Source organism: Saccharopolyspora hattusasensis (assembly GCF_050972075.1).
GTDB classification, from domain to species: domain Bacteria; phylum Actinomycetota; class Actinomycetes; order Mycobacteriales; family Pseudonocardiaceae; genus Saccharopolyspora; species Saccharopolyspora hattusasensis.
In genome coordinates, this window is the sequence record NZ_JBPCDC010000001.1 from 7,072,870 (window position 1) to 7,085,591 (window position 12,722).

The window sequence follows — 12,722 nt, forward strand, 5'->3', positions numbered from 1 at the left end:
CGACACTGACAACGGTGGCCTTCTTCCTGGTGACGATCGTGGCGTAGGAACCTTGATCATCCCAGGCGGAGGCCATCACCCATGTTCGGACTAGGCATCGACCACGTACACACCGGACTTCACACCAAGATCACCGACTTTGACGTTCTCCTGGGGTTCGAGGGGGCCGGATAGGGGCTGGAGACTGTTCCTGGTTCTGAGTGAGTCTGTGTCAATGCGTGCTAAACTGTGTTGCGTGAAGTTGAAGGAGTGGGCACGTGAGCAGGGTGTCTCGTATCGAACCGCGCTGAACTGGTTCCATGCGGCCGCCCTGCCCGTTGCTGCTCGTCAGCTTCCTACCGGAACAATCCTGGTCGAACCGCCCAAGGAGTCGACCGGCCGCACCGTCGCCTACTGCCGCGTTTCCTCTGCTGACCTGAAAGACGATCTGTACCGGCAGGCCGGACGTGTCGCTGAAGAATGCGGCAAGCGCGGCATCTCTCTGGACGCGACCGTGACCGAAGTCGGGTCAGGACTGAACGGGCGACGCGCCAAGCTTGCCAAGCTACTGGCTGATCCTGACGTTGCGTGCATCGTGGTCGAGCACCGAGATCGGCTCGCCCGGTTCGGTGTCGAACACCTCGAAGCCGCGCTGGCCGCGACCGGCCGCACCATCGTCGTGCTCAACGCTGACGAAGTTGCTGACGACCTGGTCCGCGACATCACCGAAGTCCTGACCAGCATGTGCGCCCGTCTCTACGGCCGCCGGTCCGCGAAGAAACGAGCAGAGAACGGCATCACCGCCTGCGCTGCGGAGCCGCAGCCATGACCGAGGTCATCCAGGCATACAAGTTCGCGCTCGACCCGAGCCCGTCGCAGGAAAACGAGCTGCGGTCGCACTGCGGCGCGCAGCGTTTCGCCTACAACTGGGGTCTGCACCGCGTCAAAGCGGTCATGGACCAACGCAAAGCCGAAGCGTCCTACGACCTCGCCGACGACGAACTGACACCCTCGATCTCGTGGTCCGCGTACTCGCTGCGCAAGGATTGGAACCAGGCCAAGGACGAGGTCGCCCCGTGGTGGGGCGAGAACTCGAAAGAGTCCTACTCGTCCGGCCTGGCGAACCTCGCTACCGCGCTGAAGAACTGGGACGACTCCAAGAAAGGCAAGCGGAAAGGCGCGAAGGTCAAGTTCCCCCGGTTCACGAGCAAGTACCGCACGATGTCGTGCCGCTTCACCACCGGCAGCTTCGGTCTCGCTGACCGCGCCGGCGGCACGTCAAACTGCCGCGTATCGGAACAGTGCGGACCCACGAATCCACCCGCAAACTCGCCCGCAGGATCGAACTCGGCACCGCCACGATCCGTTCAGCGACCGTGAGTTTTCGGTCCGGCCGGTGGTTCGTGTCGTTCTCGGTGAAGATCGACCGCGACGACCCACCGCCGCAGCAGCCGGACAGTGCGGTCGGCGTTGACCTAGGCATCAAGTCCCTCGCTGTGCTCTCCACCGGGGAAGTGGTTCCCAATCCGCGCCGCCTGGAACTCGCGCAGCGCGAACTCCGCCGGTTACAGCGGCAGGCATCCCGCCGCACCGGCCCCGACAAGCGCACGAAGCAGAAGCCCTCGAAGCGCTGGCGCAAGACCCAAGCTCGCATCGCGAAGCTGCACGCGGAGATCGCCAACGCCCGCCGCGACGGGCTGCACAAGCTCTCCACCCGGCTCGTCGCCGAACACGGCGCGGTCGTACTGGAAGACCTCAACGTCAGAGGAATGATGTCCAACCGCCGCCTGGCCAGGCATGTTGCCGGTGTCGGAATGGGCGAGCTCCGGCGACAGGTCGAATACACAGCAGCCTGGCGCGGTGTGCACACGCACGTCGCCAGCAGGTGGTACCCGAGCTCGAAGACGTGTTCCGGATGTGGCGTGGTGAAAACCAAACTGCGCTTGAGTGAACGCGTCTACCAGTGTGAACACTGCGGCATGGTCCTCGACCGGGACCTGAATGCCGCACGTAACCTCACTGCTCTTGTTGAGCGCGACACCTCTTCGGCGAGTTGCGTCGTGAGGCTAAACGAGCCCGCTGGAAACCCACGTAAGCCCACTCCAGGTGGCAACGGGTATCGCCATGGGAAGGCCCACGCGGGTCAACGTCAGCGCAGCAATGCGCCGACTCGGTGAACGTTGTTACACGTTTTCCGAACGGTTTAGGAGCGCCTCGGGCGCGGTGGGCGGCGGCAGGTCTCCGGGTCGTTGGCGGGGCGCGAACATCCGAGAATTTCCCAGTAATGGGGGAGTGGTTGTGTAGCGCGCAGGATACCGTCCGCGGATCGGTCGGCAGTAGGGGCTTTCGGGTGATCTCGGGGCCGACCGGCTCGCCTCGGTTTGCGGAATTGTCCCGGACTGGTGGCAGAAGTCGGATTCAAGCGCGTGGTCCGGAGTTGTTTGGTTTGTGGCGATGCTCACAGGATTTCGGTAGTTGCGGTGGCTCGGGCGAAGGAGTCATCGCGGGACGTTGTTGGCCAATTGAGGGCATTCCGGGAGGTGGCCGGGCAGGTCGCCGGCGTGCGTGGCTGAATTGACAGAGTGGCGCAACCCTCTTTTGGGGTATTCGTGATTCTGTTGTTCGGGTTATCGCGACTCGGTCGGTTGCGTCGTTGCGAGATATCGCATCAACCATTGCAATGGGGAAGCATTAGTTCTGGCCTTGACGCCCGCAGGCGCTTCATGGCATGTTTTCCCTGCTGGGGTTCATGGAGCCTATTTATTTGTTGGTCGGGTTGCGTTTTCTTGATTTTAAAATTCAACGTTGGGGGATTCCGTGACCGCGTTGGTCGGACGGCATCGGCAGTTGATGACTTTAGACGGGATGGTGGATGCCTGTGCGGGTGGAGATGGTGGAGTTGCGGTATTACGCGGTGGCGTCGGCAGCGGCAAGACGGCTTTGCTGGCCGAGTTCACCCGGCGGGCGGCGGTTCGGGGAGCGCGCTGCCTGACCCTCGTCGCCACCTCGGGTGACGCGGACCACTGGAGCCTGCTCGACGCTGTCGCCAACGCCGCCGGGCGCCCGGGTGCCGATCCGCTGGTCGTCGCCGAGGAGCTGGTCTCGGAGGGGCCGCTGGTCGTGGTCGTGGACGACCTGCTCCTCGTGGGGGCAGCCGCCGAGGAGCTGCCCCGCGCGGTGGCCCGGCTGCAATCCGCGGGCGCGCTGGTCGTGCTGGCGGATGCGGGCCTGCCCTGGGACGCGGTGCACGTCGAACTCCTGCGGTTGTCCGGTTTCCGGTCGATCTGGTTGCCCGCGCTGGCCCCGTCCGGCGTGCTGGAGGTGTTGGCCGAGCACCTCGACTCCCCGGACGCCGCTCTCGCCGCCGAGGTGCATGACATCACTGCGGGCAACCCGCTGCTGGTGCGCGCCTTGGTGGAGGACCTGCTGGCGGTCGGTCCGGGGGAACGGCTTCCGGTGACCCCGGGCCGCGCCTTCGGCGAAGTAGTGCTCGCCTGCCTCGCCCGGACCAGCTCCGGGGCGGCGCGGCTGGCGAAATGCGTTGCGGTGCTCGGCGACGACGTGGACCCGGCCGTGCTGGCCGCGGTCCTGGACGTCGACGACGAGGAGCTGTCGGCGCACCTGCGCACCTTGTCCGGCACCTGCCTGCTCGCCGATGACGGCCGCGCCGCGTTCCGGTCGCCGGCCGCACGGGCTGCGGTGCTGTCCGGGGTCGGCGCCGGTCACGCCGCAGACTTGCGGGTCCGCGCCGCCGACGTGCTCCGACGCAGCGGCGCCGAGGCGAGCGAGGTCGCCGCGCACCTGCTGGCTGCTGAGTGCGCGCCGGACGAGTGGGCGGTGACCGCGCTGTACGACGAGGCCCAGCGCTGCCTGCGCGATGGCGAACTCGACCTGGCGCGCCGCTACCTGGACTTGGCCGCCAAGCAGCGCTCGGGCGACAGGAGCCCCGGTATGGACGCCCACGCCATCGCGCTCGGCTGGTTGATCGACCCGGTGGCCGTGCCGCGCAGGCTCGGTGGGGCGCTGGACGCCGTCGCCGACGGCGAGATCACGGCGCACGACGCGATCGTGCTGACCGGGCAGCTGCTCTGGCACGGGTGGCACGACGAGGCCGTGCAGGTGCTGGACTGGTTGGCCGCGAACGAAGGCACTTTCGTCGCCGATGACGCCACCGACCTGCGCACCCTGTCGCTGCACATCGCGATCACCTACCCCGGGATGGCCGGGCGCATGGCGGCCTTCGACCCCGGTCAGGTGCGCAGCGAGGTGATGATCGGGGCCAGCGATGCGTTGCTGCGCTCGATGCAGGCCCTGCGGAACACGGTCACCGGCGGCCCGAGCGAGGAGCTGATCGGCGAGGCGCTGCGGCTGCTGGAGGTCTGCACGCTCCGCCGGATGTCGTTGCAGCCGTGCCTGTTCGCCCTGAGCACCCTGATCTACTCCGACGAGCTCTGCCACGCCGAGCACTGGTGCGACCGACTCATCGAGCAGGCGGGCAACGACGGCATCGTCCTGCTGGAGGCCAAGCTGCACGAATCCCGGGCGCACGTCGCGCTCGCTTCGGGCGACCTTCCCAAGGTCGAACTGCACGCCCGCCGCGCGCTGACCGCCATGCCCGCCGAGGCATGGGGAACCGCCCTGGGCGCCCCGCTGAGCACGCTCGTCGCCGCCCTGGTGGGGATGGGCAGGCTGGAGGACGCGGCCACCGAACTGGGCAGGCCGGTGCCGCCCGCGATGTTCCGCACCGTGTGGGGGCTGCGCTACCTGCGATCACGCGGCTACTACTACCTCCACACCGGGGCTGCGCGTGCCGCGCTGGGCGACTTCAGGTCGATCGGCGGGCTGATGACCGAGTGGGGCCTGGACAGCCCGGTCCTGCTGCCGTGGCGCTCCGACGCCGCGGAGGTCCACATGCACCTGGGCGAGCGCGATCTCGCGTCGCGGCTGCTGGCTGAGCAGGCCCGGCTGCCCGGCGGCGAAACCGCCAGGCTGCGCGGGGTCGAGGCGCGCATCCGCGCAGGCCACATGGACCCGAGGGACCGCGGCCGCACCCGGATCGCGGCCACGGCGGTGCAGCACCTGGAGACCTCCCAGGACCGGCTGGAGCTGGCCAGGGCGCTGGCCGTGCTGGGTGAGGCATACCGCGGGTCCGGGGACAGCCGCCGGGCCCACATGGTGACCCGGCGGGCGCTGCACCTGGCCACGCTGTGCCGGGCCGACCGGCTGACCCCCGAGCTCACCGTGCAGCAGCGGCCGGTTCCGGTGCCGGGCCACCAGGCCGCGGAAGGGCTGGAATCGCTCAGCGACGCCGAGCGGCGGGTGGCCGAACTGGCGTCCCGGGGGGACACCAACCGGGAGATAGCGCGCAGCCTCTTCATCACGGTCAGCACCGTCGAGCAGCACCTCACCCGCGTCTACCGGAAGCTGAAGGTGCGCAGGCGGGCCGATCTCCCCGCCGACCTCGGCCTGCCCTGGCAGGTTTCCGGCGCTGCGCAGCCCGAGCCGTTGCGCAAGGTGGAGGTGCATCCCGCCCCCCCGCGCGAGCGCAGGCGCGGTAGGAGTCGGTTAGGGGGCTCCTAGGGGCAGTCGCAGCGGTGGCGCCGCCGTAATTTCCTTCCCGGGAGCGGTCGGCGAGGTGCCCGCTCTTCATTCGATTTTCCGACCGAAATTGGGAGATTGTCTCGTGACCACGCCCCATGACGCCGATCCGGCGGAGACCCCGGCATACCCGATGGCCAGGGGTTGTCCGTTGCACCAGCCCGCGGAGTACGCCGAGCTGAGCACTCGGCGACCGATCAGCAGGGCGGTTCTGCCTTCGGGGAAATCGGTGTGGTTGGTCGCCAGCTACGAACTCGTCAAGGAACTCCTGATCGACCCGCGGGTGAGCTCGAACCGCTTCCACGCCGGATTCCCGCACCAGTTCCGCCAGGTGCAGACTGCGGCCCAGCAGGACGCGCAGCGGGGGCAGAAGTCCGCGGTGATCGGCCGGGCCTTCGGCGTCGACGGCGCCGAGCACGCCGCGCGCAAGCGGCTGGTCGTGCCGGAGTTCACCGTGCGGAAGGTGCAGGCGTTGCGGCCGCGGGTGCAGGAGATCGTGGACGACTGCCTGGACTCGATGGAGGCGGCCGGTAGCCCGGCGGAGCTGATGTCGGCCTTCGCGCTGCTGGTGCCCTCGCGGGTGATCTGCGACCTGCTGGACGTGCCGCAGGAGGACCGGGAGCACTACCTGGAGCGGACCATGACCATGGTCGACCACGCAAGCACCATCGAGCAGCGCCAGCAGGCCAACGTAGACGTGCTCGACGGACTCGACGGGCTGATCCGGGCCAAGGAACAGGACCTCTCCGACGACGTGCTCGGCCGGATCGTGCGGCGCAACGTCGAGCTGGGCGTGCTAAGCCACGACGAGATCGTCGGGATGGCGGCATTCCTGCTCATCTCCGGCTTCGAGACCACTGCCAACATGATCTCGATGGGCACCCTCGGACTCCTGGAAAACCCCGACCAGCTGGAGCTGCTGGTCGCGGACCCCGGCCTGGCCGCAAGCGCGGTGGAGGAGCTGCTGCGCTACTTCAGCGTCTCCGACCCGGCCGGATCGCGGGTGGCCCTGGAGGACATCGAACTCGGCGGCGAGACGATCCGCGCAGGCGAGGGCGTGATCGCCCTGGCAGGGGCCGCCAACTGGGACCCGGCGGTCTACGAGCACCCGGAGCGGCTGGACATCCGGCGCAACGCCGGCGGCCACCTGGCCTTCGGGCACGGCGCGCACCAGTGCATTGGCCCGCACCTGGCCAGGTTGGAGCTGGAGGTCGTGTTCGGCACGCTGTTTCAGCGCTTGCCCGGCCTGCGGGTGACCACGCCGGTCGAGGACCTGCGCTACAAGGTCGGCGCGAACATCTACGGCGTGCACGAGGTGCCGATCGCATGGTGAAGTCCACCGAACGCACGATCGTCTTCGACGAGCTCGCCGAGCAGTACGACAACACCGGGGTCGAGTTCTTCCGCCCGATCGCAGACAGGCTGCTGGAGCTGCTCGCGCCGCAGCCCGGTGAACGCGTGCTCGACGTGGGCTGCGGTCGAGGAGCTGTGCTGTTCCCGGCCGCAGCCGCGGTCGGGCCGTCCGGCGCCGTCCTCGGCATCGACATCGCCGAGGCCATGATCGCCGCGACCGCGGCGGACGCGGCAGCGCGCGAGTTCGCCAACGTCGAGGTCCGGGTGCTCGACGGCACCGCACCGGACCTGCCCGCCGGGTCGTTCGACCTCGTCGCGGCGAGCATGAGCGCGGCGCACTTCCCGGATCCCTTCGCGACCGCCGCCCACTACGCGCGGCTGCTGCGGCCCGGTGGCCGGATCGGGATGACCGGTCCGGTGCCGCCGCCGACGCTTTCCGAGTGGGACCTCGGCGCGCTGCGCGTCGACCGGATCATCGCCGCCGCCGATCCGGATGCGCTCGCCGCGGCGCACCCGCGGGTGGCCGCGCTCTACGGCGCGCACCCGTTCGGCCGGCCCGGCCGGATCGGCGAGGCCCTGTGCGCAGCCGGATTCACCGAGGTCGCCGAACACCGCCAGGACGTCGTCCTCGCCGCCCCGACCGCGCAGGCGCTGATCGACTGGACCTGGTCCAACGGATTGCGCGTGTACTGGGAGCTGGTGCCACCCGAGCGCCGGGAGCAGGTCGCCGCCGAACTGGCCGCCGAGCTCACCGAGTGCGCGGCGGGCGGGCAGGTGACCGCCGTGTACCCCGTCCACCACTACCTGGGGCGGCTGCCCCGGACCGGAGGCACGACATGACCACGACGCCGGTGTGGCGGGAGATCGGCGCGGACCCCGGTGGGCCGATCGTGCTCGCGGTGGACTATGCGGCCACGGGCCGCCCGGAGGCGGCGTTCGGCGACCTGGCGGACGGGCTCGGCGCCGGGGCGGCCATGTGGGAGACGGTGCAGCCCCCGCTGGGCGCGGAGGCGGATTTCGACGCTGCCGACTACGTCGACCGGTGGGTCTCCGCCGTGCCGGACCGGCCCGTCCGCGCCGTGCTCGGGTTCTGCGCGGGCGGGGCGTTCGCCGGTGAGCTCGCCGCGCGGCTCACCGAGCGCACCGGCCGGGCTCCGGCGCTGCTGCTGTTCGACCCGGAGTCCCCGACGACGCTGACGCTGTACTACCAGTACCGCAAGGTGGTGGAGAGCCTGTCCGGCATGCTCGGCGCCGAACGCGCGGCTGCTGCCGTCGCCGACGGCGACCGCGCGCTGGCCGGCGTCGACGGGGTCGAGCAGCTGGGGACCGAGCTGGTCCGGATCTTCACCGGCGCCGCCGAGGTGGCGTGCGCGGCCGCCGGCCTGGACGAGGAGTACGCCGAGGAGCTCACCGGCACCTACCGCTCCTTCGTCCGCTACCTCATCGCCGCGGCGCAGATCGACCGCGACAAGCGGTGGGCGGGCGCGGTCGTGTTCAGCTCGGCCACCCCGACCAGCGGCCTGAACCCGCTCGATCCGGCGGACCGGGCCGCCCTGGTCGACCGGGAACTGCGCTTCGACGTCGAGCACGCCGACCTGCTGCGCGCCCCGGATGTCGCGGCCGCCGTCGGCGAGGTGCTGGCGGGGAAGGGCGCGCGGTGACCCGCACCGGGGAGGAGGCCGGCCCGGTGCCCGCTTCCAGCAAGGAATCGGCGCTGTGGCTGCTGGAGCGCCTGGTGCCCGGGGCCGGGGTGAACAACCTGCACCTGGCCTTCCGGGTCACCGGCGGTGTCGACCCGGCGCTGCTGGCCCGCACGCTCGACGTGCTGGTCGCCCGGCACGAGGCGCTGCGTCGCGCCTTCCGCGCCGAGGAGTCGGGTCTGGTCCGGGAGACGGTGCCGGAGCTGGTGGTGCCGCTGGAGCGGGAGACCTGCCCGCCGGACGCCGTGGGTGCCCGGCTCGCCGACTTCGTGGCCGCGCCGTTCCCGCTCGACGGTGGTCCGATGCTGCGCGCACTGCTGCTCGGAGTCGGCGCCGACGACGTGGTCTGCGTGGTCGTGCACCACCTGGTGTTCGACACGGTGTCGGCCACGGTGCTGCTCGACGACCTCGTCGCGGTGTACGACGGGTTGGCCGTCGGTGCGCTGCCCCCGCACCTGAGCGGCTGGGCACTCGCGGCGCCCGAGCCGGAGGCCCGCCCGGAGAGCCTGAGGTACTGGCGGGAACAGCTGCGCGGGGTGCACCCCGACCGGCTCGCGCTGGCCGTGGTCCCGCCCGGGGTGCCCGCGTCGGCCGATCCGGATGAGGCCGCGGTGCTGGGCGATCAGGTCGAGGTCGAGCTCTCCGGTGAGGCCGTCGCCGCGGTGGCATCCGCGGCCAGGGCGTTGCGCGTTCCGGAAGCCGTGGTGGTGCTCGCCGCGTACGCGGCGCTGCTGCACGCCCACGGAGCAGGGCCCGACCTGGTGATCGGCTCGCCGTTGAACGTCCGCGGCAGCGACGCCCCCAGGGCCATCGGCTACCACGTCAACGTGGCCCCGCTACGCATCGTCGTGGACCCGGAAGCCGGGTTCGCGCCGCTGGTTCGTGCGGCCCGCGACGCGTTCTTCGGGGCGCTCGCGCACCACGACGTTCCGGTGGACGACCTGCTCGGGGAGATCCCGCGCAGCGGCGGTTCGTGGCGGCACACCGTCTTCCGGCACGTGTTCAACTACGTGCCGCACACCGGGCCCACCGAGTTCACCGTGGGCGGCCGGCCCGCCGCGGCGGAGCCCGTGGCCACCCGGTACAGCAAGTTCGACCTGGAGTTCTTCCTGCTGCCCCGGCCGGACGGCATCCGGGTCCGCGCCGTGCACAACACCGGTGTCGTGTCCACTGTGGATGCACACGCGATGGTGCTGCGCTACGACCGCCTGCTCGTCGACCTCGCCGAGGACACAGCGCGCGCCGTGGGCTCGGTCCCGGTCGCGCACGCCGGTGACCGGGAGGTCCTGGCCGCGGCGAACCGCACCACCCGCGAGATCCCGTTCTCGACGGTGCCCGCCGCGCTGAACGCGGTCGTGGCAGCCGAGCCGGACCGGACGGCCGTGGTGGCGCCGGACCGCGCGGAATCCTTCGGTTCACTGTGGACGATGGCAGGCGCGGTCCGGGACCGGTTGCGGGCGGACGGGGTCGGTCGCGGCGACGTGGTGGCGCTGCTGGCCGCGCGCGGGCCGGAGCTGGCGGCGGCGGTGTTCGGCGTGTGGCTGGCCGGGGCCGTGTACCTGCCGCTCGACCCCGATCATCCGGACCAACGCCTGGCCTACCAGCTCGCCGACTCCGGGGCGGCTGCGGTGCTGGTCGGCGCGTCGGCGCGGGTGCCCGAGGAGATCGACTGCCCGGTCCTGCCGCTCGCGGACGCCGTGGCCGGGCCGGGCCCGGACGAGCCGCCGGTGGTGCCGGTGACCGGGGCGGACCCGGCGTACCTGATCTACACCTCCGGCTCCACCGGACGTCCCAAGGGGACGCTCGTGGGGCACGCGGCGCTGGCGAACCTGATCGGTCACTTCGCCGCCGATCTCGGCGCCGCCGCGGACACCGCGCTGTGGTCCACCACCTTCTCCTTCGACATCTCCGCGCTGGAGCTGTTCGCGCCGCTGGTGCGCGGCGGCCAGGTCGTGGTCGCCCCGGACGAGGCCAAGGTCGACGGCCAAGTGCTGGCGGAGGTGGTGCGGGACCACGACATCACGCTGCTCCAAGCCACCCCGACGACGTGGCGCCAAGTGCTCGGCGAAGCAGGCCCCGCCCTCGCCGGGCGGACCGTGCTCTGCGGCGGTGAGCCGCTGCCGGCGCCGCTGGCCGCGGACCTGGTGGCCACGGGGTGCTCGCTGCACAACGTCTACGGGCCGACCGAGACCACCATCTGGTCGACGTGCGCCCGGATCGAGGAGGCCGGGGCGCGGATCGGGGTCGGGACACCGATCGCGAACACCACCGCTTTCGTCGCCGACGAGCAGGGGCGGGAACTGCCGGTGGGTGTGATCGGGGAGCTGTGCATCGCGGGGGCCGGCGTGGCGGTGGGCTACCACGGCCGTCCGGAGCTGACCGCCGACCGCTTCCGCACCCGGCCCGGGCACGGCCGCCACTACCGCACCGGCGACCGGGCCCGCTGGCTCCCGGACGGCACCCTGGAGGTGCTGGGTCGGGCCGACCGGCAGGTGAAGCTGCGCGGCAACCGGATCGAACTGGGCGAGGTCGAATCGGTGCTGCTCGGCCTCGCCGAGGTGAACGCCGTGGCCGTCACCGTAGTCGGCGACGGCGACGGCGACGGCGACGACGCCGTGCTGGTCGCCGTGGTGCTGGGCGCCGAGCAGCCCGGGCTGCGCGAGCGGCTGTGGAGCTCCGCGCGGGCCGAACTGCCCGCGGCGGCGGTACCGCAGGACTTCGTGTTCCTGGAACGGTTCCCGCTCACCGGAAACGGCAAGGTCGACCACCCGGAGCTGCGCCGGATGTTGTGCGAGCGGGCCGCCCCCGCCGTCGAGCCCGCCGATGAGCAGGCCGCGGTCGATCCGGTGACAGCCGGGATCATCGCGCGGTTCGCCAAGCTGCTCGACCGCGCGGACGTGGTCGCCGGCACCAACTTCTTCACCCACGGCGGCCATTCGCTGCTGGCCGCGAAGCTGGCCCAGGAGGTCCAGCGCGAGACCGGGGTGCGGGTGCGGATGGCCGATGTGTTCAACCACCCGACCCCGGCCGAGCTGGCGGGCTTCGTCAAGTCCGGCGGGTAGTCCGATGTGGACCCGACGGCGGGGTGCTCAGCGCAGCGGTGCGCCGAGCACCTCGTCGTGGTCGGCGCGCAGCAGGGGCATCAGCTCGTCGGCGTTGGGCAGCGCGTAGAACCGGTTCTCCCGGATCGCGTCCAGCGTCATCTCGGCCACCTGCTCCGGCGGCATGCCCTCGTGCTTGGTGCGGCGGGCGTGCTCGGCCAGCGTCCTGGCCTCCGGCGGGAGCGATTCCGGTTCGCCGCCCGCGAGCGGGGTGTTCGGGTCGATCGCAGTGACCACCGCGCCCGGGCACAGCACCGTGACGCCCACGTGCGGTGCGCGGTCGGCCAGTTCCAGGCGCAACGACTTCGACAGCCCCACCACCGCGTGCTTGGCCGCGGTGTACGGGGCGATGAACGGTGCTGACACCAGGCCGCCGATCGACGAGGTGTTCACGACGTGGGCCTCGGGCTGCTCCAGCAGGTGCGGGACGAAGCTGCGCATCCCGTGCACGACCCCCCACATGTTGACCTCCAGCACCCAGTGCCATTCGGCCAGCGGGATCTCCCAGCTCCGGCCCATCCGGGACACGCCTGCGTTGTTGCAGACCACGTGCACCGCGCCGTACTCGGCCACGGTCCGCGCGGCGAGGCGGTCCACGGCGCCGGGGTCGCGCACGTCCGTGGGCACTTCCAGCACGTCCGCCCCGGCCGCCCGGATCTGCCGCGCGGTCTCGGCCAGCGCTGGTTCGTCCACGTCGGCCAGCGCGAGTGCCATGCCCCTGGCGGCGAAACCTCCAGCGAGCGCTCGGCCGATCCCGCTGCCCGCCCCGGTGACCACCGCGGTCCGGCCAGCCAGTTCTCGCATGTTCTTCCTCCGCATCTTCCTTGCCCAGCAACGGATTCCGGTACGAACAGGACGCATTTCCCCGTGCGGCAGCGAGTCTAGCGGTGACGTCGCTCACCCGGTAGCGCTGCGCGCAGGCGAGCAAGCCCGGTCCGGGCGCGGCGCATAGGGGGGCGCTAGGGGGCTTTGCTGGGGTAGCCGGGCGGTT

General features: G+C 70.9%; 9 protein-coding genes. 8 read left to right on the forward strand and 1 reads right to left on the reverse strand.

The genetic code is table 11. The features are described 5' to 3' along the window. Positions 1 to 235: 235 nt before the first annotated feature. The 8 genes from ACRXBZ_RS34085 to ACRXBZ_RS34120 all read left to right on the forward strand — a co-directional run bounded on the left by ACRXBZ_RS34085 (position 236) and on the right by ACRXBZ_RS34120 (position 11,692). Positions 236 to 808, forward strand: coding sequence for an IS607 family transposase (locus tag ACRXBZ_RS34085; protein WP_433882564.1), 573 nt, complete (start codon positions 236 to 238; stop codon positions 806 to 808). Further along, positions 805 to 1,359 carry a helix-turn-helix domain-containing protein gene (locus tag ACRXBZ_RS34090; RefSeq protein WP_433882565.1) on the forward strand — a complete coding sequence of 185 codons (555 nt, stop codon included), beginning with the start codon at positions 805 to 807 and terminating at the stop codon, positions 1,357 to 1,359. The genes ACRXBZ_RS34085 and ACRXBZ_RS34090 overlap by 4 nt, the downstream gene beginning before the upstream one ends. Further along, positions 1,281 to 2,156 (forward strand): RNA-guided endonuclease TnpB family protein, encoded by an 876-nt coding sequence (locus ACRXBZ_RS34095; RefSeq protein ID WP_433882566.1) that lies wholly within the window; start codon positions 1,281 to 1,283, stop codon positions 2,154 to 2,156. Before ACRXBZ_RS34090 ends, ACRXBZ_RS34095 begins: the two co-directional genes overlap by 79 nt. A 640-nt stretch (positions 2,157 to 2,796) precedes the next feature. Beyond that, positions 2,797 to 5,559, forward strand: a complete 2,763-nt coding sequence (locus ACRXBZ_RS34100; protein ID WP_433882567.1) for a helix-turn-helix transcriptional regulator — start codon at positions 2,797 to 2,799, stop codon at positions 5,557 to 5,559. Positions 5,560 to 5,662: 103 nt separating this feature from the next. Further along, positions 5,663 to 6,910: a cytochrome P450 gene (locus ACRXBZ_RS34105; RefSeq protein ID WP_433882568.1), complete on the forward strand. Its 1,248-nt coding sequence runs from the start codon at positions 5,663 to 5,665 to the stop codon at positions 6,908 to 6,910. Continuing rightward, entirely contained in the window at positions 6,904 to 7,770 is an 867-nt protein-coding gene (locus ACRXBZ_RS34110; protein WP_433882569.1) for a class I SAM-dependent methyltransferase, read from the forward strand. Before ACRXBZ_RS34105 ends, ACRXBZ_RS34110 begins: the two co-directional genes overlap by 7 nt. Next, positions 7,767 to 8,591: a hypothetical protein gene (locus tag ACRXBZ_RS34115; protein WP_433882570.1), complete on the forward strand. Its 825-nt coding sequence runs from the start codon at positions 7,767 to 7,769 to the stop codon at positions 8,589 to 8,591. Before ACRXBZ_RS34110 ends, ACRXBZ_RS34115 begins: the two co-directional genes overlap by 4 nt. Continuing rightward, on the forward strand, positions 8,588 to 11,692 hold the full coding sequence (locus tag ACRXBZ_RS34120) for a non-ribosomal peptide synthetase (RefSeq protein WP_433882571.1): 3,105 nt from the start codon (positions 8,588 to 8,590) through the stop codon (positions 11,690 to 11,692). Before ACRXBZ_RS34115 ends, ACRXBZ_RS34120 begins: the two co-directional genes overlap by 4 nt. A gap of 27 nt (positions 11,693 to 11,719) precedes the next feature. On the opposite strand, the gene ACRXBZ_RS34125 is transcribed toward ACRXBZ_RS34120, so the two are convergent. Next, positions 11,720 to 12,535 (reverse strand): SDR family NAD(P)-dependent oxidoreductase, encoded by an 816-nt coding sequence (locus ACRXBZ_RS34125; RefSeq protein WP_433882572.1) that lies wholly within the window; start codon positions 12,533 to 12,535, stop codon positions 11,720 to 11,722. Positions 12,536 to 12,722: the final 187 nt, after the last annotated feature.